We start from the raw sequence: 23,289 nt of genomic DNA on the forward strand, positions 1-23,289 counted from the left end.
GGGGACAACGGAAGGGTTAACAGGACGCTTGCCCACACTCTCACTGCGGGCCGGTGGGGTAGCCTGGTATCCTTCGGCCTTCGGGTGGCCGTAACCGCGATTCGAATTCGCGCCGGCCCATTTCTGCCCGCATTCTACTCCGCGGGCGTAGCGAGCGGTTCGAACGCGGGCGAACGGGGAACGCGAGGATTCGAGCAGACGAGACGAGCGCCAGCGAGTCTCGGCGTGTTCGAATTCGCGCCCCTGGACGAGTGTAGTGAGTACAGTCCTGTGGCGAGCGAAGCGAGACACTGTAGCTCAGAACCTTTCCCGCACTCACCGAACACCGAGCGACAGCGAGGTGTACCGAGAGTACTCTCTGGTGCGCCAGATGGGTTCGAATGGGACCGGATTCGTCGTGAGACTGTCCGGCGACCTGATTCCCCGAAGGCTCGATGTCTTTGGGGAGAGTCCTGCTACAGTGACGTATGGTCCTGTACGCCAAGTTCCGAATCCCCGCCGACGGGTTCCGAATCGGTCGCGCGTTCGGCCAACTCCCGGACGTTCGGGTCGAACTCGACCGAATCGTCCCGACCACGAGTTCGGTGATACCGTTCGTCTGGGTGCAGGGTGCCGACCGCAGCGACGTCGTTCGTGCGACCCGGAGGGACGGAGCGGTCGAACACATCGAGAGTATCAACTCTGAGGAAGGTGGGTGGGTCCTGTATCGGGTCGTCTGGAACCGGTCGTTCAGAGATACGGTGGTCGCCATCGCGGAGTCCGACGTGACGCTCCTGTCGGGAGAGGGGACTGCAGACGACTGGTGGTTCGAGTTCCGGGCGGCGAACCGGGAACCGCTCTCCGAGTTACACGACTACCTCAGAGCCAACGGCGTGGAACCGACGGTCGTCCGAGTGACCGAGGTGGACGTCGACCGGAAGGGGAACTGGGACCACCTCACCGAATCACAGGTCGAAGCGCTCCGACTGGCGCACGAACGCGGCTACTTCCACGAGCCACGTGACGTCGATCTCGAAGCGCTCGCGACGGAGGTCGGTATCTCGCGACAGGCGTTCAGCGGTCGTCTACGACGTGGTATCAGTAGTCTCGTCTCCGAGACGCTCGTGGAGTCCACGAACTGAACGTCGCCTTCCCTCATCCCAGCGAGGGGGACCGACTGGGCGAGGGAGAGCGGTGCCTGCGCAGAGACATCCGGTACTCCCGCTTCGAAGGACCAGACCGACCTGACGCTCGTCGGTCCGTCTTCGTGCGGTGTGGTGCGCAGACAAAGTTCGCACAGGGCGGTATAGCGGCCTTACGTAGCGCAACACCGACCGTCAAGCTTCCATCCCGCCTCCCGTCTATCGGGGCCTGCGCAACGGTGCCGGGGAGGCTGTCAGAGGCCAGACGCGTCGAGTCGTCGGACGCCCCGTTCCACCAGTCTCCGTTCGGTTCGCTCTCCTCCACGTTCCACCTTCCGCAATCGCGCACTCCGACGGGGAAAGTCGGTAACGACAGTCCCATACCACCGACTCGCCTACCCGATTTCGATGCCACCCGGCCCGCACGACACCACACGGGACTCACAGGGGTTCGACGAGAGTCGGAACGTCGTCACCGACGTCCTCGGGAAGTTCGTCCCGCAGTGGTTGGCCCGGCGCGCCATCTCGGTGCGCGTCGAGACGGACCGCGAGACGTACCGGGTCGGCGACCCGGTCGAGGTGACGGTCACGCTGCGGAACGGGCTTCCGCTGCCGGTCACCATCGCCACGCCCCGACCGCGACTGTGGGGGTGGAGCGTCGACGGCGACCTCGAAGCGAGCGACGAGCAGGTCTACACCGGCGACGCGCCGGGGACGCTCTCGTTCCGGGCGGGCGAGCGGAAGGTGATCTCCCATACCTGGGACGGCCGGTTCAAGCGCGTCGGGGACCCGACGCGGTGGGTCGAACCAGAACCGGGCGAGCACGAGGTTCGGGCGTTCCTCGCGCTGGACGGCGACCGGCCGGCAGACGCGGTGACGATTCGCTTCGAAGAGTGACGCTCGCGAGGAGAGCGACGACCCGTCGCCGACCTACTCGCCCGTCTCGTCCAGACTGTCGGCGTGGAGGTGGCAGGCGGCGTAGTGGCGGCCGGTCCCGTACTCGGGGGTGACCTCGTACTCGGGAATCTCCTTCGCGCAGACGCTCCGCTCGGCGAACGACTCGCGGACGTGCGACTCCGCCTCCTCCCAGTCATCGGAGAGGATGGCCTCGATAGCCTCCTGCACGATGTCCCCGGGTTCTCCCGAGGGGAGGCCGTCGGGGAAGAACTCCTGGCGAATCTTCTCGTCGCGTTCCGCCTCGAAGGTGCGCCGCTGGACGGCGCGGGTGAACGCCCGCACCGCCTCCCACTCCGACTGCGTGAGGTCGTACGCGTCGGGGGCGATGAGCTTCGGACAGCGCGTCCGGAACCGACAGCCAGAGGGCGGGTCGATGGGCGACGGGACGTCGCCTTCGAGGACGCCGCGCTGGCCGCCCGCCCGCGGGTCCGGCACCGGAATCGACTGCAACAGCGCCTCCGTGTAGGGGTGTTCGGGGTTCTCGAACAGTTCGGCCGTCTCGGCGAGTTCGACCAGTTGGCCGAGGTACATCACGGCGACGCGGTCGGAGATGTGGCGGATGACCGAGAGGTCGTGGCTGATGAACAGGTAGGTGAGGCCGAACTCCTCTTGCAGGTCGCGCATCGTGTTGAGCACCTGCGCCTGGATGGAGGCGTCGAGCGCGCTGGTCGGTTCGTCACAGACGATGAAGTCCGGGTTGACCGACAGCGCACGGGCGAGGTTGACCCGCTGGCGCTGGCCGCCCGAGAACTGGTGCGGGTAGCGGTTGTAGTGCTGCGGGTCGAGGCCGACCTTCTCCAGCAGCATCCGGGCGCGTTCCTCGCGTTCGCCCGTGTAGAGGCCGTGTGCCTTCATCGGCTCCTCGACGATGGGGCCGACCTTCATCCGCGGGTCGAGCGAGGACTGCGGGTCCTGGAAGATCATCTGCATGTCCTCGCGCATCGTGCGCAGTTCCTCGCCGCTCATCGCCGCGAGGTCGCTCCCCTTGAAGTACACCGACCCCTGGGTCGGTTCGAGCAGGCGGAGCACGGTCCGGGCGAGCGTGGACTTCCCGCACCCGGACTCGCCGACGAGCCCCAGCGTCTCGCCCCTGCGGATGTCGAAGCTCACGTCGTCGACGGCCTTCACCACGTCCTGGTCGACGAGGCTGCCGAGCAGGCCGCCCCCCTGCGTGAAGAACTTCGAGAGGTGCTCGACGCGGAGCAGGCTGTCGTCGTGGCCGTCCGTCTCCGGACTGCTGACTGCCTCGCTCATGCCTCGTCACCCTGGGCGTCCGTCGCGTCCGTCGCTTCGACGATGCCGCCGCCGAACGCGGCGGTGGCTTCGGTCTCCAGCGGCTGAGCGTCCTCGTAGCCGACGGACTCGTACTTGAGACAGGCGACCTGGTGGACGGGGTCCCCGGCGTCGCTCTCGTCTCGCTGACTCGGGTGGACCTCCCGGCAGACAGTCCGGGCGTCCGGACAGCGCGTGTGGAACCGACAGCCAGACGGCGGGTTGATGGCCTCGGGCATCACCCCGACGATGGGGTCGAGTTCCTCGACGGTCTGGTCGGGTCGCGGAATCGACTGCAACAGCGCCTCCGTGTAGGGGTGTTTGGTGTCGTAGAACAGGTCGTCGACGTGCGCCGACTCGATTATCTCCCCGAGGTACATCACGTTGACCCGGTCGCATATCTCCGCGACGACGCCCAGGTCGTGGGTCACCCACACGAACGACGTGTCGTAGCGCGCTTCGAGGTCGTGGACGAGGTCGATTATCTGCCCCTCGACGGTGACGTCGAGCGCCGTCGTCGGCTCGTCGGCGATGATGAGCGACGGTTCGCAGGCCAGCGCCATCGCGATGAGGACGCGCTGGCGCATCCCGCCCGAGAACTGGTGGGGGTAGCTGTCGTAACGCTTCTCCGGTTCGGGGATGCCCACCTCCCGGAGCATGTCGACGGCGATGCGTCTCGCCTCCTTCCGGTCGACGTCGCGGTTTATCTCGATGAACTCCCGCAACTGTGCGCCCACCTTGAACACGGGGTTGAGCGCCTCCATCGGGTCCTGGAAGATGATGGCGATCTCCTTCCCGCGGATCTGCTCGCGCATCTCCTCGTTGGTGAGCATCTCGTCGGACTGGCGGGGCTCGCCGTCCGGTCCGGTCTCGATGTCGACTATCTTCTTGCCCTTGTACGTCACCGTCCCGCCGACGATCTGACCGGGGGACTCGACGAGTCGCATGATGGAACTCGTGGCGACGGACTTGCCCGCGCCGGACTCGCCGACGAGGCCGACGATCTCTCCTTCGTTCACCTCGAAGGAGATACCGTCCACGGCGCGGACGGTCCCCTCCTCGGTGAAGAACTGGGTCTGCAGGTTCTCGACGCTGAGTAGTGGTTCGGCGGTCATTAGTTGTTGATGCGTGGGTCGAGGGCGTCTCTGAGGCCGTCGCCGATGAGGTTGAACCCGACCACCGTCACGAGGATGGCGAGGCCGGGCCAGATGCTGAACCACGGGTTCGGTAGCATGTACTCCCGCGAGTTCGAGAGCATCTGTCCCCACGAGGCGGTCGGTGGCTGCGCGCCGTAGCCCAGGAACGACAGACCGGCGATGATGAGGATGTTGACGCCGATCTGCAGCGTCGCCTGGACGAGGACGGGCGCGAAACTGTTCGGGATGACGTGGCGGAGGATGATGTTGCGGTCGCGTATCCCGGCCGCGCGTGCGGCCTCGACGTAGTCCTCCTCGCGGACCGAGAGGACGCGCGAGCGTATCAGCCGGGCGAACGACGGGATGGCGGCGATGCCGACGCCGACCATCGCGTACGTCAGGTTCTGACCGAACGCGGTCATGAACGCGATGACGAGGATGAGGAACGGGATGGCGTACAGCGTCTCCGACCCGCGCATCAGGGCGTCGTCGATCCAGCCGCCGTAGTAGCCGGCGACGGCACCGACGAGCGTCCCGAGGACGAGCGCGATGCCCGTCGAGACGATGCCGACGGTGATGGCGATGCGCGTCCCGTAGAACAGGCGTGCGAGCACGTCGCGGCCCCGGTGGTCGGTGCCGAGCGGGTGGGCCCACGTGCCGGGGTCCGCCGGGTAGAGCTTGTTCGTCGTGTACACCGGCGGACGGAGGATCTGGGTCGTGCCGGGGTCGACCTCCGGGTTCACCCAGAACGTCTCCGCGAAGAGGAACTGCTCGACGCCGAGGTTCCTGAAGAACGTGTACCCTTCGAGGAACCCGAAGAGCACGTCGTCGACGAACGCGACGGTCGCGACGAGCGTCATGAACGCGACGATGACGAGGCCCGCCATCGCGGTCGGGTCGCGTCTGACCTGCGAGACGGTGTACCGCCACCCGACGCGCGATTCGACCTCCTCGGGACCGTCCGTGTCGGGGCTGGTGTCGGTTTCGAACGAGGCGTTGCTCATGGTTACTCCGACCCCTCGAAGGAGACGCGCGGGTCGATGTACGCGTACGAGAGGTCCGTGACGATGACGCCGACGACGAACACGATGCCGAACACCAGCGTCGTCCCCATCACCAGCGGGTAGTCCTGGTTCTGGATGGCCGTGATGATGAGCCGACCCATGCCGTTGATGGAGAAGACGGTCTCCGTGAGGACCGCCCCGCCCAGCGCGCTCGTCAACTGGAGGCCGACGAGCGTGAGGAGCGGTAGCTGTGCGTTCCGGAAGGCGTGTTTACGGACGATGGTGAACTCGCTGACGCCGTACGCCCGGGCGAGTTTCACGTACTCCTCGCCGAGCACCTCCAGCATCGACGAGCGCTCGATGCGGGTGAACGCCGCCATCTGGAGCGTCCCGAGCGTTATCATCGGGAGCACGAGGTGTCTGGCCGAGGTGACGATGACGTGCCACTGCCCGATGTACCACGGGGCGGTGTTGCTCGCGGCGTCCACCGTGGTCGGGTCGGCCCACGGCAGGACAATGTTCGTCGCCGGGAGCCAGCCGAGGTTGTACGAGAACACGATGATGAGCATGAGACCGATCCAGAACGAGGGCGTGCTCACGCCGAACAGCGCCACCACGCGCGAGACGTGGTCCGTCGGCTCGTTCCGGCGCTTCGCCGAGAGGATGCCGAGCGGAATCGCCGTGAGCAACGCGAAGGCGAACGACGAGAGCAGGAGGAACAGCGTCACCGGGAGCCGTTCGAGTATCTTCTGGCTCACGGGCACGCCGTAGTAGATGCTCTCGCCGAGCTGTCCTTGCGCCACGTCGAGCAGGTAGTTGAAGTATCGGACGTACAGTGGCTGGTCGAGGCCGAACTTCGCCCGGATGGCGTCGGCCTGCTGGGCGCTCGGCGACGGCCCGAGCATGATCTGGACCGGGTCGCCGGGAATCGCGTCGGTGAGGAAGAACGTGATGGTCACCACGCCGATGAGCACCGGAATCGCCTGAAGCAGACGGCTGGCGGTGTACCGGAGCCGGCCCATCTACGCGCTCACCTCGGGTGTGTATGTCTCTCGGCGGGTCGTCGGGGTCGTGTCGTACATCGGTGATGCTGATCTGAAAGCGGATGTGGCCGCGGGTCGCTACTTGTCGACGGAGACGTTGTTGTAGTCCGTCGTCAGGGTGAAACTGCTCACCGGGTGCGAGGTGAAGTCCTTCACGTAGTCCTTGACCCCGAAGCTGTTCTTGAGGTTGTACGCCGGGAGGTGCGCCCGTTCTTCGAGCGCCGTCGTGATGCCCTCCTGGTAGAGCGTCTTGCGCTCCTCCTCGCTGCCCGTCTGCCGGGCCTGGACGAACTTCTCGGCGGCCTGCTTGCCCGCCTCGCTGTTATCGCCCCAGTACGTCCCGTTGGTGACGCCGAGGGTGTCCTCGGTCCGACCGAACAGGTAGTACGTGAAGGCGTCGGGGTCGGGCGTGCCCGACCAGCCGAGCGTGTACATGTTGTAGTCGTTCTCGTCGCCCGAGACGTACTTGTCGAGGAACGCTCCCCAGTCGAGCCGCTGGACCGAGCAGTTGTAGCCCGCCTCCTTCAGCCCGTTCGAGACGGTGATACCGATCTGTTCGCGCTTGTCGTCCGGCGGGACGATGACCTTGAACTGGTAGCCCTTCTCGACACCGGCCTCCTCGAGCATCGACGCGGCCTTGTCGACGTCCTTGTCGTGGGGAATCTGCTTCCACTCGTCGAGGGGCATGCCCCAGTCCTCCGCGATGCTCTTCGGGAGCGGACTGTACTGGCGGACGCCCGTCGGTTCGACGTAGTTGCTCACCGCGCTGTCCATGTCGAACGTGTAGTCGATGGCCTCGCGGACCTTCGGGTCCGTCGTCGGGCCGGTCTTGCAGTTGAACGCGAGGTAGAAGTAGCCGATACCGGGCACCTCGTCGATGGAGGCGTCGGAGATGGCCTCCACCGTCGGGTACTGCTTGGGCGGAATCTCCTCGATGATGTCGTTCTCGCCGTTCTTGAGCGTCGTGACGCGCGTCGTCGCCTCCTCGACCGGGACGAACTCGACCTCGTCGAGGTTCGCCGCTGGCTCGTCCCAGTAGTCGGCGTTCTTCGTGATGCGGGCGTAGTCGCCCTCCTGCCAGCTCTCGAACGTGTACGGTCCGGAGCCGACGAGCGCCTCGCCGCTGTTGAACGCGTCCTTGTCCTCCTCGCGGACGGCCTTGGGGACGACGTACCACGTCAGCGTGTTCGGGAACGGCGCGTACGGGTACTTCAGTGTGAACGTGACCGACTTGTCGCTCGTCTCGATGGAGTCGATCATGTTCAGCTCCGAGGCGTTCTCGGTCTCCTCCTCGACCGGCGCGAGGAAGGAGTACTTCACGTCCTCCGCGGTGACGGGGTCACCGTTCGAGAACGTCGCGCCGTCTTTGATGGTCACCGTGTACTCGGTCCCGTCGTCGTTGACCTCCGGTTCGCCGTCGGCGAGGAGCGGGACGACGCCGGTCGTCTCGTCGTAGGTGTAGAGGCCCTCGACGATGCGGTCGATGACCTGCGTCGACGGCACGTCGTTGGCGACGAACGGGTCGAAGTCGAGAGGGCTCTTGACGAGCGCCATCTTGAGCTTCCCGCCGGAACTGCCCGAGCCACCGCCGCTGTCGTTCCCGTCGGCCGTCGAGCCGCCGCCGGAACCGTTGCCGTCACCGCTGCCACCGCCACCGCCTCCGCCGTCACCGTCACCGCCCCCGCCACCAGCACAGCCAGCGAGCATAGCGGCACCTGCCCCGCCGACGCCCTGGAGGACGCGGCGACGATTCACGTGGTGTACGTTGTCTTTGTCTGTCATGGGTGTGTGTCTCTTTCCCGAGGGATACCCGAAACACCCCTTAGCTCTATAAAAATCTGACGGACGTTGGTAGTTACCCGTCCCTTTGTTGTTACTAGTGCATTTTTGAACTCTAGTTTGTTTAATGTTTTAAATTTGACGTTAAACTAGCGACAGTGGCGGATGGATATGTCGTTTGGCAGTCAGTAACACGCTCGTTCGACTGCTGTCCGTCGGTTCACGAACGCGGCGGGGAAGCGGAGATGGAGTGTCACCGAACGATGCAGCAGTGGGCGTCGGTTCGTCGGCAGACCGTCAGTCGCTGTCGGTCGTCGCCGCCGGTTGACCGAACCGGTCGACCCGGAAGTACGCCAGTTCGACGACGATGGCGACGAGGGAGATGCCGAGGACGGTGTAGAACACGGTCCGCTGGGAGCTGAACAGGTGGTAGAGCATGAGCGGGAGGAACGTCGCCGTCCCGAGGAGACCGATAGCGGGCGGAATCGCCGAGACGTCGCCGTGGTCACGCTGGGTTAACGCGAGGTAGCTCATGCCGCCGAAGACGACGATGAACGTCAGGGAGGCGAACGACGTGATACCCTGCAGCGAGCCGAGAATCGTGAACAGGGTGGTCAGCGCCCCGAACACGAGGATGATGCGCGTCGGGAGTCCACCGCCCTCCTCGGGGTCGTCCGGGGTCTTCGCGTCGAGGATCTCCGGGAGCATCCCGTTGGCGATGAGGCGGTCGGAGAACTGCGCGCTCGTGAACAGCGTCGCGTTGATGGCGCTCGCCGTCGAGAACAGTGCCGACAGCGAGATGATGAAGTGGCCCAGCGACCCGCCGAACTGGTCGGCGGCGGTCGCCAGCGCGACCTCGGGGTGCTGGGAGATGAGGTCGAGACCGACGAGACTGGTCGTGACGATGGCGACGCCGATGTAGATGGCCACGGCCGACGGGATGGAGATGAAGATGGCCTTCGGGTTCGTGTCGCTGTGGTCCTCGATGGTGGCCTGCGAGTAGAGCAGCAACTGCCAGCCCTGGAACGCGACGAACGACACCGCCGCGGCCATGATGATAGAGGGTGCGGTCGAGAGTCCCTCGATGGAGCTAGCGCCGGTGGTCAACTGGGTGTTCTGGGCACCGTAGTACAGTCCCAGCGCGATGAACCCGAGCAGCACGACTATCTTGACGACGACGAGGACGATCTCGACCCAGTTCGACTCCTCGACGCCGACCACGTTCAGGGCGACGAACGAGAGGACGATACCCGCCGACAGCAGCGGTCGGAGCGGGATGCCGAGCACGGCCTCGACGCCGACGATGTCGACGGCGTAGCTTCCGAACGCGTAGCCGTACATCGCCATCGACCCGATGTACCCCAGCAGGAGGGTCCACCCGGCCATCCCGGCGAGCGTCGAACTGCCGGCGAACCACTCCAGATACGTCGGGGACGCGCCCTCGGGGTCGCTCAACTGGTTCAGCTTGATGTACGAGTAGCCGGCGCACATCGCCACCACCCCGGCGAGCACGAACGAGAGCCACGCTAGCGTCCCCGAGATGTTCACTACGACACCCAGCACGGCGTAGATTCCCCCACCGATCATTCCCCCGAGCGCCATCGATATCGCACCCGTCAGTCCGAGTTGCCCGTCGCTCTCCGTCATTTCCGGGACGTTCAAAGAACAATCGGAAAGGGGCTGGGCTTGCCAAACCTGAACGCGGCGATATCGGCCGGGAGGACCGCTGCTGGTGCCCAGATGAGACCGTCGCTCTCCGCCGCAGATTCGTCCGGTTCGACGCGTGGGCCTGTCTGACCGGACGGGACCCTCACGGTCGATTACACGGCCGACCCCCGATACAACGACCTTTTCAGTCGCTCCCGATTGGAAGGCAACGTCCGACTGTGAGTCAGTCAATCAGGTGCGGTAGCGATGTCTCTCGGAGCACAGCCACGGGTCGCGCAATCGGAACGGAAACGGTCGCTCTCCGAACGAGTCGATGAAGGTCTGGCACGTTCTGGGGCTAGAAGACGCCTCACCGGCCGAGCGGGTGCTGTTCTTCGTGACGATGGGCGCGATGTTCGCACTCGGCACGTTCGGGTTCCTGCGCCCGTCGGCGCTGAGTCGCCTCCTCACGGGAGCGAAGAACGTGGTCCTCCAGCAGTTCGGCTGGTGGTTCATCCTGCTGGGGTTCGTCCTGTTGATCCTCGTCTTCGCGCTGACGTTCTCGCGGTACGGCCGACTCCGCATCGGCGGGCCGGACGCCGAACCGGAGTTCGGCCTGTTCTCCTGGCTGTCGATGGTGTTCACCGTCGGGTTCGGCGCGTCCATCCTCATCTGGGGCGTCGCCGAACCGATATCCATCGTCCAGTCGCCGCCGCCACAGCCCTACCCGGTGCAGGGGGCGTCCGTCGAGTCGATGGCGCTGGCGTTCATGTTCGTCCACGAGGTGTTCCCCGGCCTCGCGATGTGGTACCTCCCCGTCGCGATGGCGTTCGGTATCATCGTCTACACCCACGGCGTCGGCGACTACAAGATCAGTTCGATGCTCACGGGCGTGGTCGACGAGGGCCGGATTCCGGGGCTCTACTGGGCCGTGGACCTCGCGGCGCTCGTCGCCACCGTCGGCGGCATCGCGACCACCCTCGGGTTCAGCGCGCAGACGATGGCGGCCATCCTCGGCCGCGTCTTCGACTTACAGGCGACCGTCCTCACCTACGGGGTGTTCGCGCTCATCGGCGTGGTGTTCCTCGCGGACGTCTGGCTGGGGCTCCGGGACGGCATCCGGAACGCGGCCCGGATGACGATGGTGTTCATCGGCCTCTCGATGGCGCTGCTCGTCGTGGTGGGCCCGACCGTCTTCATGTTCGAACTCGGCCTCGACGCGACGGGGGTCTGGCTCAGCAACCTGTTCCGCCTCATGCTCTACACCGACCCGACCTCCGGGGGTAACTGGGCGGCCAACTGGACCGGCTTCTGGTGGGCGTGGTGGGCCGCCTGGAGTATCTTCGTCGGGAGCTTCGTCGCTCGCGTCTCGAAGGGCCGGACCATCCGCGAGATGTTCCTCGTCCTCGTCGCCGCGCCGACGCTCCTCACCTGGGTCCAGCACCTCCTCATCGGCGGGTGGGTGCTCGCGCCGGGCTACCAGGGGCCGGTCGCCCAGGCCATGGCCGCGGCCGGGAAACCGGCGGCCATCGCCCGCGCGCTCCAGATAACGCCGCTCGGGACGGTGCTCGCGGTGCTGTTCGTCTGCGTCATCGCGGGCTACATCATCACCTCGCTGGACTCGGCGGTGTTCATGATATCGGCCATCACGCTCGGCGACGAGGACCCCAACCCCCGAAACCGCGCGTGGTGGGGCGGCCTGCTCGCGTTCTTCGGGATGATGTCGCTCGAACTGGAGAAGTTCAGCTCCATCCAGTCGCTGTCGGTGACGATGGCCCTCCCGTTCTCGCTGTTCCTGCTCGTCATCCTCTACGGGAGCTACGTCGTCGCGCGCGACCACCTGAGCGAGACCGATATGTCGGACGCCGAGACCCAGCCGCTGCTCACGCGCACGTCCGACTCCGACTCCGGGACCGCTGGCGACGACTGAGTCGGGGAGTCCGTCGTACGGTTCGACGCCTGCGCTCGCCCATCTCACGACGCGGTCAGCACCGTTAACCGCGAGCGTCACCGACCCGAACCATGACCGAGCCCTCCGACCACGAGGTGGCGAGCGCGGCCGACGGAACGGAGCGTCGCGACGAACTCGTCGCCGCGGTGCGTGACCACGCGGGCACCGTCGCCCGCGAACTCGCGCTCCTGCAGGGCGGCGACTACGGACAGGCGTCGTTCGGGACCGACGACGGCGAGTGGACCGTGAAGTACGAGGCGGGCGACCTGGAGTACCTCCGGTTCGAGCCGCGGTCGGGCCGCGAGACGTACGTGGTCTCGACGAAACAGCCGCCGGACCCCGAGGACCTCGCGGAGGCGATGGCCGACTACGACGCGTTCGTCGCGGCGTTCAACGAACACGTCGCGTCGAAGGAGGGCGTCCTCGACGACGTCTCGATGGACGTCCCCGAGGTGGCCTCGACTGCGGACGCGGTCGCGGAGCGCGACCGCATCGTCGCCCGCATCCGCGAGGTCTGTGACGCGATGGCCGACCAGCTCCACCGCTACGAGGGTGGCGACTACGGGACGTTCGCCGCCCGCGTCGACGGGAGTCGCTGGGAGCTGAAACGCGAGGGGAGCACGACGTCGTACCTCCGGGTCGGCGGGGAGGGCGGTATCTACCTCCTCTCGCAGTACCAGCCACCGTCGGCCGAGGACGTGCGCGACCACGTCGAGGGGTTCACGGGGTTCGTCGACGCGTTCAACGACCGTGTCGACGAGGTGGAGTCGGACCTCTCTCACGTCACGCTCTGAGCGCTCGCTCGTCGAACGCGTCGCCCCACGACTGCGAGAACTGTCCGGTGACACCGACGGTCAGTTTGCCAAGCTTGAAGCGACCCCCGGTGTAGGGTACGATTGACCCATCAATGCGGGGACACGCGCGGACCGAGACCACCGAACTGGCGTCGTCCGGAGGGGAGGATGCCTGAGGAGTCGCTCGCGACCGAGACGCGCGCCGAGGCCGCCCGCGTCGTGGTCGTCTGTGGCCTGCCGGGGGCTGGCAAGACCACCGTCGCGGAGCGGGTCACCGACCTGCTCGACGCGACGCGCCTCCGGACCGACGTCATCCGGAAGGAGCTGTTCCCCGACCCCGAGTACACCGACGAGGAGTCGGCGGCGGTGTACGACGAACTGTTCGCCCGGACGCGGGCGCTCGTCGCCGACGGCGACCCCGTCGTCCTCGACGCGACGTTCTCCGACCGCTCGAACCGCGAGCGTGCGCGGAACCTCTCGGCGGCCCAGGACGTGCCGTTCGACCTCGTGGCGGTGGAGTGCGACCAGTCGGTCGTCGAGGAGCGCATCCGCCGCCGGACGGACGACGAGAGCGACGCCGACGTCGAGGTCCACCGGCTGTTCCGCGACCTGTTCGACCCCGTCGAGGGCGACCACGTCGTCGTCGACAACTCGAGCGACCTGGCTGCGACCCGCCGTCAGGTGGACCAGCAGTTCTATTGATATCGACGGTGTAGCGCAGTTCGGCCTGATACCGATGAGCACGCGACTCTACTCCACCCACCACGCCCGCGTCCGACGATTCCAGCGGGGGCGACGATGAGCGAAGCACAGTTCGGCGTCCCGTTCCGCGGCGTCGCCGTCGACCGACAGACGCGCTGTCACCACTACAACACGCCGCGGGACGTCGTCGCCATCAAGTTCCCCTGCTGTGGGACGTTCTACCCGTGTCACACCTGCCACGACGACTGCACGACCCACGAGGCCGAGCGCTGGCCCGTCGACCGGTTCGACGAGCAGGCGGTCCTCTGTGGCGTCTGTGGCGAGACGCTCTCGGTGAGCGAGTACCTCGACGGCGACGACATCTGTCCCTGTTGCGAGGCACCGTTCAACCCCGGTTGCGCGAACCACGCCGACCGGTACTTCGCAGTCGAGTAGCACGACCCGCGACGTGCACACGGTGTCGACCCGGCGACCGGTCACGCCTGCCGAGGTGTGCTCCGAGAGTCGGTATCTCCACGGACGCTGTCTTTCTATCAAACGACGTACATTACTTATACCGGTCGCTGTCGCAGGGCGACCATGGCACAGACCACAGCCGACGACCGACGAGCGGCGGAACTGGACGCGGACGCACGGGCACTGCTGGAGACGCTGGTCGAGGAGGGTGCGCCGAACCTCTCGCACCTGTCCCCGGAGCAAGCACGTTCGGTCCTCGGTGGGCTGTTCACGCCCGACGTCGACCCCGAGCGAATCGCGTCGGTGGCCGAGCGGAAACTCCGGGCCTACGCACGGGACGTCCGGGTCCGCATCTACGACCCCGACCCGGGGACCGTCCTTCCGGCGGTCGTCTACTTCCACGGCGGCGGGTGGGTCGCGGGCGGCCTCGACACCCACGACTCGGTCGCCCGGTCGCTCGCCATCGAGTCGGACTGCGTCGTCGTCTCCGTCGACTACCGGAAAGCGCCCGAACACCCGTTCCCGGGTGCCGTCCAGGATGCCTACCTCGCGACGAAGTGGGTCGCCCAGAACGCGACCGACATCGGGGCTGGCGGCGGCCTCGCCGTCGCGGGCGAGAGCGCGGGTGGTACGCTCGCCACGGTCGTGGCCCAGATGGCCGTCGAGAAGGAGGTCGACGCCCCCGACATCGACCACCAGGTGCTGTTCTACCCGGTGACCGACCACTCGTTCGACACGGCCTCGTACGAGGAGAACGCCGAGAACTACTTCCTGACCGCCCCGGCGATGGTGTGGTTCTGGAACCACTACCTCCGCGACGACATCGACGGCGCGAACCTCCGTGCCTCGCCGCTCCGCGCGCCCGACCACGTCCTCGCCGACCTCCCGCCGACGACGCTGTTCTCCTGCGGCTACGACCCGCTCCGCGACGAGCAGTACGCCTACGCCGAGCGGCTCGCCGACGCGGGCGTCCCCGTCGAGCACACCAACTACGCGGGGATGATCCACGACTTCGCCAACATGCGCCACCTCGCGGACCCGTTCCCCGGCATCGAGGCGGCAGACGACGTCCTCGAACGCGCGGGCACGGCGCTCCGGGAGGCGTTCGAGTAGATGACGGCTCGGGCACGACGGGAGGCCAGCGGGGAGGAACTCGTCCACTTCGAGAGCGACGGGACGCGGTGCGCGGCCACGCTGTACCGACCGCCCGACGCGGACCGGGCCGAGACCGGCGACCCGCCGGTCGTCGTGATGGCCAACGGGTTCGGTCTCCCGCGCCGGGCTGGCCTCCCGGCCGTCGCCGAACGCTTCGCGGACCGCGGACTGGCGGTGTTGCTGTTCGACTACCGGTCGCTCGGGGACAGCGGGGGCGACCCCCGGAACGTCGTCCTGCCGTCGGCGCAGGTCACAGACTGGCGCGCGGCGGTCGCGTACGCCCGTACGGTGGACGGCCTCGGCGACCGAATCGGCGTCTGGGGGTTCTCGCTCGGCGGGGGCGGCGCGTTCGTCACCGCCGCGCGCGAGGACGTCGACGCGTACGTCGGGCAGACGCCAATCTTCGACGGTGCGCGGACGATACGCTACTTCGTCAGTCAGCTCGGTCCGGCGTACGGTCTCCGCACGACGGCGGCCGGGCTGCGAGACCTCGGTCGGAAGTACACGGGACGGGAACCGTACTACCTCCCCATCTGGGGTGACTACCCGGAGGACCTCCCGGCGCTCGCGACGCCGGGGTCCAAGGCGGGCCACGAGTCCGTCGTCGGCCCGGAGGCCGTAGACCCGACAGTCAACCGTTGCGCTGCGCGCGCCTTCCTCACGTTCGGGTTGTACCGGCCCATCCGGGAGGCCCGCCGGGTCGACTGCCCGGCGCTCGTCGTGAAGGGGACCGAGGACCGAATCGCACCGGCGAGCGCCATCGACGCGACGGTCGCTCGGCTCCCCGACGTGCAGAGCGTCGACGTCGAGACGGACCACTTCGGCTCGTTCTTCGGCGAGACGTTCGAGGAGGTGGTCGAACGGGAGGCGGCGTTCCTCGAACGTCACCTCCTCGACGATACGTCGGCGTGAACGGAGCGGCGGCAGTCTCCCTCTCCCCCGATTACGGCGCCTTGATGTAGCCGTACCCCTCGCTCTGCAGGTGCGCCAGCGTCCCCGTCCCGGAGGGGACCCCTTCGACGCCCGGGAGCAGGTCCTCGTCGGTGGCTCCCATGCCGCGGAGTGCGTTGCGACACGCGAACAGCGTCGTTCCACGGTCGACGAGTTCCTCGACCAGTCGCCGGTTCGACGCCGTCGCCTGGACGAACATCCGGACGCCCGACCCGTTGGCGAGGAGGACCACGTCGTCGTCGGGAGCGGAGACGCTCGCGTCCTCCAGCAGGTTCAGGGTGTTCACCATCGCGTGTTGCTGGTCGCCGGGGTCCGGACTGGAGACGTGCACGACGGTCTGCATACGTACCGGACAGCCTCCACGGGCATAACTACTGTATTCTGAGCAACAGGTCTTTATCGTCGTCGGGGGCGTAGCCGCTCGACGAGGGTGTTCTATGAGCGACTCAGATTCGACGCCGTACACGGGGTTCGTGATGGCCGACACGCCGGGCGAGCGGATGACGCTCGACGGCTGCGATGTCCACGTCGTCCACCACGACCCTGGAACCGAACGCGAGGAACACACCCACGAGGAGACGCACATTGTCTTCGTCCGCTCGGGGCGGATGCGGTGGAGCGTCGACGGCGAGTACCGGGAGACCGGTCCGGGCGACACCACCGTCACGCCCGGCGGTGTGACACATAGCTGGGAGGTGCTGGGCGACGACCCGGCACGCGTCGTCTGCGTGACCGCACCGCCGGAGGCGGACAGTCGACCGGGTCTGACCGACGACGGGGAGTGAGACCGAGTCGGGGCGGTTTTTGCTCGCCTCGCCCGAGTGGAGCGTATGACCGACCACGATGCTCGCGACGGGGACGCGCACGACGACCTCGCGTGGGAGACGCGCGAGTCGCGCGTCGCCTACACCTGTCCCGGTTTCGAGATTCGTCACGACGAGGTGACGCTCCCCGACGGCACGGAGACCGACTTCGACTACCTCGCCGAACCGCCCGCCGTCGTCGTCCTGCCGTTCACGCCGGACGGCGACGTGGTCTGCATCGAGGAGTGGCGACAGGCGGTCGGTCACGTCAACTTCGGCCTCCCGGTCGGGACCGTCGAGGACGACGACGTGGACCTCTCGACGGCCGCCCACCGCGAACTGACCGAGGAGACGGGTTACGAGGCGGACGCGGTCGAACCGCTGGTGACCGTCGAACCGGCCAACGGCATCGCCAACTCGGAGTTCAACGTCTTCGTCGCCCACGGCTGTACCCCCGACGCCGACCAGGACCTCGACGCCGACGAGTCCATCCGCCCGACGACGACGCGCTACGAGGACCTGCGCGACGCGGTCGCTTCGGACGAGGTCCGGGACGGGCGGACGGTGCTCGCCGTGGGCCAGTACGAACTCGTGGGCGGTCGGTGACGGTCGTCTGCGGTCCGCGACGGTCGATGGCGGTCGGCGACTCGTCTGGGGAGTTGGTCGAAGAAGGAGCGAGAACGGGACGTGATGGAGTGAGCGGTCAGACGAGTCGGTCGGCGAACCGCGCGGCGATGGGGAGCCGGGGCGTCTTCCCCTGGTACGCCCGGACGACGAGGTAGAGCCACGCCGCGAGCGAGGCGAGCCAGAACACGAGACTGACGAGCGTCATGATGAGCGAGACGATGCTCCAGAGGATGAACCCCGCCGGGTCGAAGAAGCCGACGCTGAAGAAGACCGTCTGGATGACGGTGAACACGATGCCCACGCCGATGACGATGGCGGAGAACACCATGCTCTGGGCCGCGTGGAACCGGACGAACTCGTCGTTCGGTTCGAGGAGGTAGACGACGAGTCCGGTCAGGAGCCAGAGGACGTACGAGAGTGCCCCCAGGACGTTCGGTTCGAGTCCGCTCTCCGACGATTCGACGGTGGTGGCACGTTCTTGAGCTGCCATGACAGTTCATGCCGAGATGGCCGATTATACTCTCCGAGTGAACCAGGGTACGGGCGCTGTGCCGCGTCTCAGGAGGTGTATCGGTCGGGTACGGTGACGTACAGTTAAGTGTGTATGAGGCTATCGCTCCCCATGGATGGGGCGGAACGACTCGTGCAACTCGTTCGACGGAGCCCGGTTCTCGTCGCTCTCCGGGAGGGGCCGCTCGACCGACGCGACCTCGAACGCCGGCTCGACGTGTCGAAACCGACCGTGCTCCGGGCGACGGGGACGCTCCGCGACTTCGGTCTGGTCGAACGGGTCGAGGGCCAGTTCCGACTGACCGCACAGGGGGACGTCGTCGCGACCGCTCTCGACCGGTTTCGGCGGGTCGAACGGGCGGCGTCGCGGCTGAGTCCGTTCCTCGCCACGACCGACTACGAGGTCGCGGTCGAACACTTCGCGGACGCGACGGTGACGACGCGGAAGCCGGGCGACCCGTACCGACCGGTGCGCCGGTTCATGTCGCTAGTCGAGTCCACCGACCGCCTCCGCGGGTTCGACGCGGCCACCATCGCACCGGGGAACGTCGACACCATCTACGAGCGCATCGTCGGCGGGATGGAGACGGACATCTGCTACCCCGAGCACGTCGTCGAGACCATCGTCGAATCGTCGCCCGAGCGGAGCACCGAAGCGGCCCAGAGCGGCAACCTGACGCTCCGCGTCGTCGACAGCGTCCCGTGCGGGCTGGCGCTGTTCGACGACCACGTCGGTCTCGGCGGGTACGACCCGGAGACGGGCGCGCTGGCGGTGTTCGTCGACACCGACGACGAGGCCGCCTACGCCTGGGGGGAACGGGAGTTCGAACGCTACCGCGAGGACGCGACTATCGTCGTCGGCGAGTAGTCGTTCTCAGTCGAGCAGCGGGTAGTACTGGTCGAACACCGACCGGTCGTAGACGAGCTGGACGTGCTCCTGGTAGCCGGTGTTCTCGTTGAGCGCCGACTCGACGGACGACAGCTCGGGTTCGGGGAGCGACGCGTAGTAGCTCGGGTCGATGAGTTCGTCGACGGAGCTCCACAGCGCGGCGTAGGAGACGCCCTCGGCCAGTTGGCCGTCGTTGAGGTCGGTGAGGAACTCGCTGCCGGGCTGCATGTCACGGCCGCCCGGCGTGAGTTCGGCGAGGTAGGCCGCGTACGTCCCCCGGTGTGGCGTCCCCAGGGTGACGAGGTCGTCGACGTACTGCGCGCCGTCGAGCTTCTCGACGCACCACCGCGAGTCGAGGCCGCCCATCGAGTGGGCGACGACGTCGACGGCAGAGCCGTGCTCGTCGCTCACCGACTCGAGTTTCGCCTGCACCGCCTCGGCGTACACCTCGGGCGAGTCCACCGTCGTCCCCGGAACCTCGCCGAGGTTGATGTAGTGGACCGCCGACTCGGGGTAGCCGACGTCCTCGAAGTAGTGTCTGGCGACGTCCCACCACGGCGTCTCGCCGGTGTCGCCGAAGCCGTGGACGAGCAGTACGGGCTCGGGGCCGGGTCGCTGCACCGTGGCGCTCCCGCTGGCCGTCGCGGTCCCGACGGCGTTCGCCCCGATGGCGCTCGCGCCGACGGCCCCGACGGCTCGCAGAACCCCGCGTCGTGTGCGCTGGCTCATTGCGGCTCGTGGTTCTGTCGGCGAGCCCGGAGAGTCTGTAGCACGTGTGTGCCGGTCTATCATTACGGTCCGGCCGACGGTGCCGGCCGCGACGCGCTGTCGGCCGCCGGAACGCAACCCTTAGTGACCCACTGGGGAAATCGTCGGTATGCGAGACCACTTCGAGGCGCGGACGTTCGACGGCGCGGGGCGCGTCGGCGAGTTGCGCGTCCCCCGCGCGGGCGTCACCGTCGAGACGCCCGCCCTCCTGCCGGTCGTCAACCCTCACATCGAGACGATAACGCCGAACGAACTCGAATCCGAGTTCGGCGCGCAGATCCTCATCACGAACGGCTACATCCTCCTGCAGAGCGAGGACCTCCGCGAGGAGGCACTGGAACGCGGTCTCCACGACCTCTACGACTTCTCGGGCGCCATCATGACCGACTCCGGGTCGTTCCAGCTCGCGGAGTACGGCGACATCGACACCGACACGCGCGAGATTCTCCAGTTCCAGCGCGACGTGGGCAGCGACATCGGGACGCCCGTCGACATCCCGACGCCGCCGGACGCCTCACGCGAGCAGGCCGAGGAGGAACTCGCCACGACCCAGGAGCGCCTCGAACTCGCCGAGACGGTCGACGTGGGCGAGATGCTCGTCAACGCGCCCGTCCAGGGCTCGACGTACACCGACCTCCGCGAGGAGGCGGGCCGCCACGCCGCGGGGACGGACCTCGACGTGTTCCCGGTCGGAGCGGTCGTCCCGATGCTCAACAGCTACCGGTACGCCGACATGGTGGACGTCGTCGCGGCCGCCAAGCGCGGCCTCGGCACCGACGCGCCGGTCCACCTGTTCGGCGCGGGCCACCCGATGATGTTCGCGCTCGCCGTCGCGATGGGCTGTGACCTGTTCGACTCCGCGGCGTACGCGCTGTACGCCCGCGACGACCGCTACCTGACAGTACGGGGTACCGAACACCTCGCCGATCTGGAGTACTTCCCGTGTTCCTGCCCGGTCTGTGCCGACCACACGCCCGAGGAGGTCGCCGCGTGCGACGACGACACCCGAGAGCGACTGCTCGCGCGACACAACCTCCACGTCACCTTCGAGGAGATGCGTCGCGTCAAGCAGGCCGTCCGGACCGGCAACCTGCTCGAACTCGTCGACGTACGCGCTCGGGGCCACCCGGCGATGCTCGACGGCTACCGGGCGCTGCTCGACCACGCCGAGCAACTGGAGCGCACCGACCCGGTCGGCAAGGACGCCTTCTTCCACGTCTCGGCCGAGAGTTCCTACCGGCCCGAGGTGCTGCGCCACCACCGGCGTCTCGCGCGCCTCTCGATTCCCGAGGGTGCGAACCTCCTGCTCTCGGAGGGCGAGAAGAACGACGACTACGACGAGACGTGGCGACTCGCCGCACCGTTCGGCCCGTACCCGCGCCACCTCTCGGACTCGTACCCGCTGACGGCGGAACTGCCCGAACGGCGCTCTCCCGACGCGTACGAGGCGGCCGCCGACGGCGTCCGCTCGCTCGTCGAGGCGAACCCCGACGCGTCGTTCACGGTCGCCCAGTGGCGCTGGCCCGACACCGCCCTCGCCCGTCTCCCCGACCGGGTCGTCGTGGAGTCGCTCGGCGAGTAGCGCGTCGGCGACCCGAACGTACTTGACGGTCGTCGCACTCGATTTACACGATGCCCTCCCGTTCGACGCTCGTGAGTCTAGCACTGCTGTTCGCCGCCGCCGCGGGACTCGTCGGGTACACGCAGTTCGGCTGGCGGTACGAGGTCGGGACCGTCCACGTGGTCGTCGCGGGACTCCTCGTCGTCTGCTGGTTCGTCCTGCAGATGACGATCCACGACTGGCAGCCGTGACCGGGCGGTCCCGCTCGCAGACCGGTCCCTCGGAGCGCCAGTCCGCGTCGGTCACTCGTTCGCGCCGACGAACGACCACCCAAGGACTATGTTCTCGTAACGTCGAGTTTACACGATGCCCTCCACCTCCACGCTCGGTACGGTCGTCGGTCTGGCGACGTTCGCCGTCGGTCTCGTCGGGTACACCCTGTTCGGCTGGCGGTTCGACGGAACCGGCGGACCGGTCGTCACGGCTGTCGCTCTCGTCTGCGTGGTCGTCGCCGTCGTCCTGACGCTCCGTAACCGGTGAACGATTGAGCGCTCCTAACTAACCGCGGGGACCGGCTACCCGCGGGCATGGCGCTCTACGCACTCGACGACCTCGACGACGCGTACGCCGCGACGCGAGCGTTCCTGTTCCCCTTCGACTGGGGGCGCTGGCTCAGACTCGCACTCGTGACGTTCTTCGTCGCCAGCGCGACGGGCACGCCCTCGTCGGGCTTCCAGTTCAGCGGCGCTGGCGGCGGGGCGGACAGCGGGACCAACGGCGAGTTCAGCGGTGCCGAGTTCGACGCCGCGATGCAAGAGATAGCGCCGTTCGTCCCGCTCATCGTCGTCGGCGTCCTGGTGGCACTCCTGCTGGCGCTCGCGTTCCTGTTCGTCGGCTCGGTGATGGAGTTCGTCCTCGTCCAGTCGCTCCGAGCGGAGCGCGTCTCGGTCCGGGAGTTCTTCGGTCGCTACACCGGGAAGGGGGCGCGGCTGTTCGGGTTCCGCATCGCGCTGGGGCTGCTCGGTCTGCTCGGTGCGGTCCTCGTCTTCGGGCTGACCGTCGGTCCGTTGCTCGTCGACGCCTCGCCGGTGATACCGCTGGTCGCGCTCGTCGTCCTCGCACCGCTGTTCGTCCTGTTCGCCGTCGCGCTCGCCGTCGTCAACGGGTTCACGACCGTCTTCGTGGTCCCGGTGATGCTGCTCGAAGACCTGACGGTCCTCGCGGCGTGGCGTCGGCTCTGGCCGACGATTCGCGCACAGTGGCGGCAGTTCGCGGTGTACGCCGTGGTCATCGCGGTCGTCCTGTTCGCGCTGGGTATCGCCGCGAGTATCGCTATCGCCATCCCCGTCGCACTGGGGGCCCTCGCGTTCGCGGTGCTCGTCGGCATCGGATTCCTCGCTGGCGGCGTGACGCTGGCGACGGGCGTGGTCGTCGCGCTACTGGCGATACCGTTCGTGCTGTTCGTCTTCGCCGTCGTCGGACTCGTACAGGTCCCGATACAGACCTACGTGCGCTACCACGCGCTGCTGGTGCTGGGGGACGCGGACGAGCGCTTCGACCTCATCCCCGACACGCGCCGGTCGCTCCGCGAACCGGGACAGGGAGGGACACCCGGTCCGACCGGCGCGGACTGAACTGTTCGGTTACTGGAGGGCGACGCGACTCGCTCGCTGCCGGGACGACGCGCCGGACCGACCGCTCGTCGAGAGCCGGCGCCCCTCGTCGGCGCGAGGACGCGGCGCTCTCCGTCGGTCTCGTTCCACACCGTGCGTCGCGGCCGTCACCTGCTCGTCACTCCTCGACGAAGCGGTAGTCGCCGTAGCCGGGGAACGGCGGACACTGGATGTCGGCGAACGTCCCGGCGTCGACCAGTCGCTCGCGAGCGACACGTCGGTACGCGTCGATTGCGTCCTCGGTCGAGTCGGCCTCGACGGTCGCCCGGAAGGGTTCGACCTCTTCGACCCCCTCCGAGTGGACGAGGGTGACGTCCGCTTCCACGGTGTACTCCATCGTTCCTCGCGTGATTGCGGCGCGTGTCGTCTGTTCGTCGTCGGCGTCGACTGTAGATGGCTCTGGCTGTGTCATGTGCTCTCTGGGGACCGGGAGGTACCGGGCGTGGACCCGGAACCTCACTCGCGTCACCCTGTCGATTCAGTCGCTGCT

At 67.4% G+C, this 23,289-nt stretch carries 25 protein-coding genes and 1 tRNA gene; 16 read left to right on the top strand and 10 right to left on the bottom strand.

Annotation, left to right across the window (positions count from 1 at the left end):
- Positions 1-47 precede the first annotated feature (47 nt).
- The 3 genes from MX571_RS08545 (at position 48) to MX571_RS08555 (ending at position 2,018) form a co-directional block, all read left to right on the top strand.
- Positions 48-120, top strand: a tRNA-Pro gene (locus tag MX571_RS08545).
- Between the two features lie 347 nt (positions 121-467).
- A complete protein-coding gene (locus MX571_RS08550) occupies positions 468-1,121 on the top strand; it encodes a helix-turn-helix domain-containing protein (protein ID WP_247415453.1) in 654 nt (217 codons plus the stop codon).
- Positions 1,122-1,529: 408 nt separating this feature from the next.
- Complete coding sequence (locus tag MX571_RS08555) at positions 1,530-2,018, top strand: DUF7974 family protein (protein ID WP_247415454.1); 489 nt, start codon at positions 1,530-1,532, stop codon at positions 2,016-2,018.
- A gap of 33 nt (positions 2,019-2,051) precedes the next feature.
- On the opposite strand, the gene MX571_RS22390 is transcribed toward MX571_RS08555, so the two are convergent.
- The 6 genes from MX571_RS22390 to MX571_RS08585 form a co-directional block, all read right to left on the bottom strand.
- Complete coding sequence (locus tag MX571_RS22390) at positions 2,052-3,332, bottom strand: ABC transporter ATP-binding protein (protein ID WP_282594478.1); 1,281 nt, start codon at positions 3,330-3,332, stop codon at positions 2,052-2,054.
- On the bottom strand, positions 3,329-4,465 hold the full coding sequence (locus MX571_RS08565; protein WP_247415456.1) for an ABC transporter ATP-binding protein: 1,137 nt from the start codon (positions 4,463-4,465) through the stop codon (positions 3,329-3,331). Before MX571_RS08565 ends, MX571_RS22390 begins: the two co-directional genes overlap by 4 nt.
- Positions 4,465-5,490 carry an ABC transporter permease gene (locus tag MX571_RS08570; protein ID WP_247415458.1) on the bottom strand — a complete coding sequence of 342 codons (1,026 nt, stop codon included), beginning with the start codon at positions 5,488-5,490 and terminating at the stop codon, positions 4,465-4,467. Before MX571_RS08570 ends, MX571_RS08565 begins: the two co-directional genes overlap by 1 nt.
- A gap of 2 nt (positions 5,491-5,492) precedes the next feature.
- The gene (locus MX571_RS08575; protein ID WP_247415459.1) at positions 5,493-6,512 is read right to left on the bottom strand and encodes an ABC transporter permease; all 1,020 of its coding nucleotides are present in this window, start codon (positions 6,510-6,512) and stop codon (positions 5,493-5,495) included.
- Between the two features lie 99 nt (positions 6,513-6,611).
- On the bottom strand, positions 6,612-8,315 hold the full coding sequence (locus tag MX571_RS08580) for an ABC transporter substrate-binding protein (protein WP_247415460.1): 1,704 nt from the start codon (positions 8,313-8,315) through the stop codon (positions 6,612-6,614).
- Between the two features lie 294 nt (positions 8,316-8,609).
- Positions 8,610-9,959, bottom strand: a complete 1,350-nt coding sequence (locus tag MX571_RS08585; RefSeq protein ID WP_247415462.1) for an APC family permease — start codon at positions 9,957-9,959, stop codon at positions 8,610-8,612.
- Positions 9,960-10,293: 334 nt separating this feature from the next.
- Between MX571_RS08585 and MX571_RS08590 the strand changes: the two genes are divergently transcribed.
- The 6 genes from MX571_RS08590 (at position 10,294) to MX571_RS08615 (ending at position 15,929) form a co-directional block, all read left to right on the top strand.
- Positions 10,294-11,889: a BCCT family transporter gene (locus tag MX571_RS08590; protein WP_247415463.1), complete on the top strand. Its 1,596-nt coding sequence runs from the start codon at positions 10,294-10,296 to the stop codon at positions 11,887-11,889.
- 92 nt (positions 11,890-11,981) lie between these two features.
- Positions 11,982-12,704, top strand: coding sequence for a profilin-fold protein (locus MX571_RS08595; RefSeq protein ID WP_247415464.1), 723 nt, complete (start codon positions 11,982-11,984; stop codon positions 12,702-12,704).
- Between the two features lie 168 nt (positions 12,705-12,872).
- Positions 12,873-13,406 (top strand): P-loop nucleotide/nucleoside kinase family protein, encoded by a 534-nt coding sequence (locus MX571_RS08600; protein WP_247415465.1) that lies wholly within the window; start codon positions 12,873-12,875, stop codon positions 13,404-13,406.
- Positions 13,407-13,502: 96 nt separating this feature from the next.
- The gene (locus MX571_RS08605) at positions 13,503-13,841 is read left to right on the top strand and encodes a CHY zinc finger protein (protein WP_247415466.1); all 339 of its coding nucleotides are present in this window, start codon (positions 13,503-13,505) and stop codon (positions 13,839-13,841) included.
- A gap of 144 nt (positions 13,842-13,985) precedes the next feature.
- Positions 13,986-14,975: a LipP1 family hormone-sensitive lipase gene (lipP1, locus tag MX571_RS08610; protein WP_247415468.1), complete on the top strand. Its 990-nt coding sequence runs from the start codon at positions 13,986-13,988 to the stop codon at positions 14,973-14,975.
- A complete protein-coding gene (locus MX571_RS08615; protein ID WP_247415469.1) occupies positions 14,976-15,929 on the top strand; it encodes an alpha/beta hydrolase in 954 nt (317 codons plus the stop codon). It abuts the gene before it with no gap.
- A gap of 31 nt (positions 15,930-15,960) precedes the next feature.
- Here MX571_RS08615 and MX571_RS08620 read toward each other — a convergent pair whose 3' ends face one another.
- Positions 15,961-16,311, bottom strand: a complete 351-nt coding sequence (locus MX571_RS08620) for a DsrE family protein (protein ID WP_247415471.1) — start codon at positions 16,309-16,311, stop codon at positions 15,961-15,963.
- Positions 16,312-16,405: 94 nt separating this feature from the next.
- Between MX571_RS08620 and MX571_RS08625 the strand changes: the two genes are divergently transcribed.
- The gene (locus tag MX571_RS08625; protein ID WP_247415472.1) at positions 16,406-16,753 is read left to right on the top strand and encodes a cupin domain-containing protein; all 348 of its coding nucleotides are present in this window, start codon (positions 16,406-16,408) and stop codon (positions 16,751-16,753) included.
- Between the two features lie 45 nt (positions 16,754-16,798).
- Complete coding sequence (locus MX571_RS08630) at positions 16,799-17,377, top strand: NUDIX hydrolase (RefSeq protein ID WP_247415473.1); 579 nt, start codon at positions 16,799-16,801, stop codon at positions 17,375-17,377.
- Between the two features lie 97 nt (positions 17,378-17,474).
- Here MX571_RS08630 and MX571_RS08635 read toward each other — a convergent pair whose 3' ends face one another.
- Positions 17,475-17,888: a DUF4870 domain-containing protein gene (locus tag MX571_RS08635; RefSeq protein ID WP_247415475.1), complete on the bottom strand. Its 414-nt coding sequence runs from the start codon at positions 17,886-17,888 to the stop codon at positions 17,475-17,477.
- A gap of 132 nt (positions 17,889-18,020) precedes the next feature.
- Here MX571_RS08635 and MX571_RS08640 point away from each other — a divergent pair, with 132 nt between their 5' ends.
- Positions 18,021-18,776 carry a helix-turn-helix transcriptional regulator gene (locus MX571_RS08640; RefSeq protein WP_247415477.1) on the top strand — a complete coding sequence of 252 codons (756 nt, stop codon included), beginning with the start codon at positions 18,021-18,023 and terminating at the stop codon, positions 18,774-18,776.
- Positions 18,777-18,782: 6 nt separating this feature from the next.
- Here the strand turns inward: MX571_RS08640 and MX571_RS08645 are convergent, their stop codons facing one another.
- Positions 18,783-19,526 (bottom strand): lipase family alpha/beta hydrolase, encoded by a 744-nt coding sequence (locus MX571_RS08645; RefSeq protein ID WP_247415479.1) that lies wholly within the window; start codon positions 19,524-19,526, stop codon positions 18,783-18,785.
- Positions 19,527-19,674: 148 nt separating this feature from the next.
- Here MX571_RS08645 and tgtA point away from each other — a divergent pair, with 148 nt between their 5' ends.
- The 4 genes from tgtA (at position 19,675) to MX571_RS08665 (ending at position 22,760) form a co-directional block, all read left to right on the top strand.
- Positions 19,675-21,147 (top strand): tRNA guanosine(15) transglycosylase TgtA, encoded by a 1,473-nt coding sequence (gene tgtA, locus MX571_RS08650; RefSeq protein WP_247415481.1) that lies wholly within the window; start codon positions 19,675-19,677, stop codon positions 21,145-21,147.
- Between the two features lie 50 nt (positions 21,148-21,197).
- Positions 21,198-21,377 carry a hypothetical protein gene (locus MX571_RS08655; protein WP_247415483.1) on the top strand — a complete coding sequence of 60 codons (180 nt, stop codon included), beginning with the start codon at positions 21,198-21,200 and terminating at the stop codon, positions 21,375-21,377.
- A gap of 115 nt (positions 21,378-21,492) precedes the next feature.
- Positions 21,493-21,666, top strand: a complete 174-nt coding sequence (locus MX571_RS08660) for a hypothetical protein (protein ID WP_247415485.1) — start codon at positions 21,493-21,495, stop codon at positions 21,664-21,666.
- Positions 21,667-21,713: 47 nt separating this feature from the next.
- Positions 21,714-22,760, top strand: coding sequence for a DUF7544 domain-containing protein (locus MX571_RS08665; RefSeq protein WP_247415487.1), 1,047 nt, complete (start codon positions 21,714-21,716; stop codon positions 22,758-22,760).
- 157 nt (positions 22,761-22,917) lie between these two features.
- Here the strand turns inward: MX571_RS08665 and MX571_RS08670 are convergent, their stop codons facing one another.
- A complete protein-coding gene (locus tag MX571_RS08670) occupies positions 22,918-23,211 on the bottom strand; it encodes a hypothetical protein (RefSeq protein ID WP_247415489.1) in 294 nt (97 codons plus the stop codon).
- Positions 23,212-23,289: the final 78 nt, after the last annotated feature.

This window comes from Halomarina salina, from assembly GCF_023074835.1.
GTDB lineage: Archaea > Halobacteriota > Halobacteria > Halobacteriales > Haloarculaceae > Halomarina > Halomarina salina.